At 71.7% G+C, this 1,800-nt stretch carries 1 protein-coding gene; it reads left to right on the forward strand.

Annotation, left to right across the window (positions count from 1 at the left end; translation table 11 throughout):
• Window positions 1-118 precede the first annotated feature (118 nt).
• The gene (gene guaA, locus G6026_RS13690) at window positions 119-1,723 is read left to right on the forward strand and encodes a glutamine-hydrolyzing GMP synthase (RefSeq protein WP_182613490.1); all 1,605 of its coding nucleotides are present in this window, start codon (window positions 119-121) and stop codon (window positions 1,721-1,723) included.
• Window positions 1,724-1,800: the final 77 nt, after the last annotated feature.

Genomic DNA, 1,800 nt, shown 5'->3' on the forward strand with positions numbered 1-1,800 from the left:
CTGCGTCTGCCGATCGTCGGGGTCTCCAGTGGGGGTGCCCCCGCCCGCGTGTGAGTCCGGGTGGCGGGCGGGCGTGGCCGAGTTCGGCTGCGGGCGGGCTGCGCCTAGACTCGACCCCGTGGCCGAGAACGCACAGACCGACTCCCAGTTCACCGCCGAGGCAGCGGCTCCCCGCCCCGTCCTCGTCGTCGATTTCGGCGCCCAGTACGCGCAGCTCATCGCGCGGCGGGTGCGCGAGGCGAGGATCTACTCCGAGGTGATCCCGCACACGGCGACGGTGGAGGAGATCCGGGGCAAGAACCCGGTCGCCCTGGTCCTGTCCGGCGGACCGGCCAGCGTCTACGCGGACGACGCCCCGGCTCTCGACCCGGCGGTGCTCGATCTCGGGGTGCCGGTCTTCGGCATCTGCTACGGCTTCCAGGCCATGGCGGGCGCCCTGGGCGGCGAGGTCGCGCACACGGGAAGCCGCGAGTACGGGCGCACCGACGTGACGGTGTCGGGTGGCCTGTTGCACGCCGGACTGCCCGAGCACCACCCGGTGTGGATGAGCCACGGGGACGCGGTCACGACCGCGCCCGAGGGGTTCACGGTGACGGCCACGTCCCCCGGTGCCCCGGTCGCGGCGTTCGAGTGCGCCGAACGCCGGATGGCCGGTGTCCAGTACCACCCCGAGGTCATGCATTCGCCTCACGGGCAGCAGGTCCTCACCCGCTTCCTCACCGAGATCGCGGGCCTCGAACCCACCTGGACGGCGTCCAACATCGCGGACCAACTGGTGGAGGCCGTCCGTGAGCAGATCGGTGACGGCCGGGCGATCTGTGGGCTGTCCGGTGGCGTCGACTCCGCGGTCGCGGCCGCGTTGGTGCAGAAGGCCATCGGGGACCGACTCACGTGTGTGTTCGTCGACCACGGTCTGTTGCGCGCGGGGGAGCGGGAGCAGGTCGAGAACGATTTCGTGGCCGCCACCGGTGCCCGCCTCATCACTCTCGACGATTCGGAGACATACCTCGGTCACCTCGCCGGGGTGACCGACCCCGAGTCCAAGCGCAAGATCATCGGCCGCGAGTTCATCCGGTCCTTCGAGCGTGCCGTCACCCAGGCCCTCGATCTCCAGGGTGACGACGCCGCCTCCGTCGACTTCCTCGTCCAGGGCACCCTGTACCCGGACGTGGTCGAGTCAGGCGGGGGCGCGGGAACCGCCAACATCAAGAGCCACCACAACGTGGGCGGCCTGCCGGACGACATCGAGTTCTCGCTGGTGGAGCCGCTCCGCCTGCTGTTCAAGGACGAGGTCCGGGCCGTGGGCCGGGAGCTCGGGCTGCCGGAGGCGATCGTCGGTCGGCACCCCTTCCCCGGCCCGGGCCTGGCCATCCGGATCGTCGGGTCCGTCGACCGGGACCGGCTCGAGACCCTGCGCGCGGCGGACGCGATCGTGCGCGAGGAGATGACCGCGGCCGGGCTCGACGCCTCGGTGTGGCAGTGCCCGGTCGTGTTGCTCGCCGACGTCCGCTCCGTGGGCGTCCAGGGCGACGGACGCACCTACGGCCACCCGATAGTGCTGCGCCCGGTGAGCTCCGAGGACGCCATGACCGCGGACTGGACGCGCGTGCCGTACGAGACCCTCGCGCTGATCTCGGGACGCATCACCAACGAGGTCCCGAACGTCAACCGGGTCGTGCTGGACGTGACCAGCAAGCCGCCGGGCACCATCGAGTGGGAGTGACGGGCGGCGGGGACATCTCGGCGCGGAGTCATCCCCCGACCGTGACAACCGGCCGGCCCCTGTGGACGGGGCCGGCC

It is taken from the genome of Dietzia sp. DQ11-38-2 (genome assembly GCF_014145055.1).
Classification (GTDB): Bacteria; Actinomycetota; Actinomycetes; order Mycobacteriales; family Mycobacteriaceae; genus Dietzia.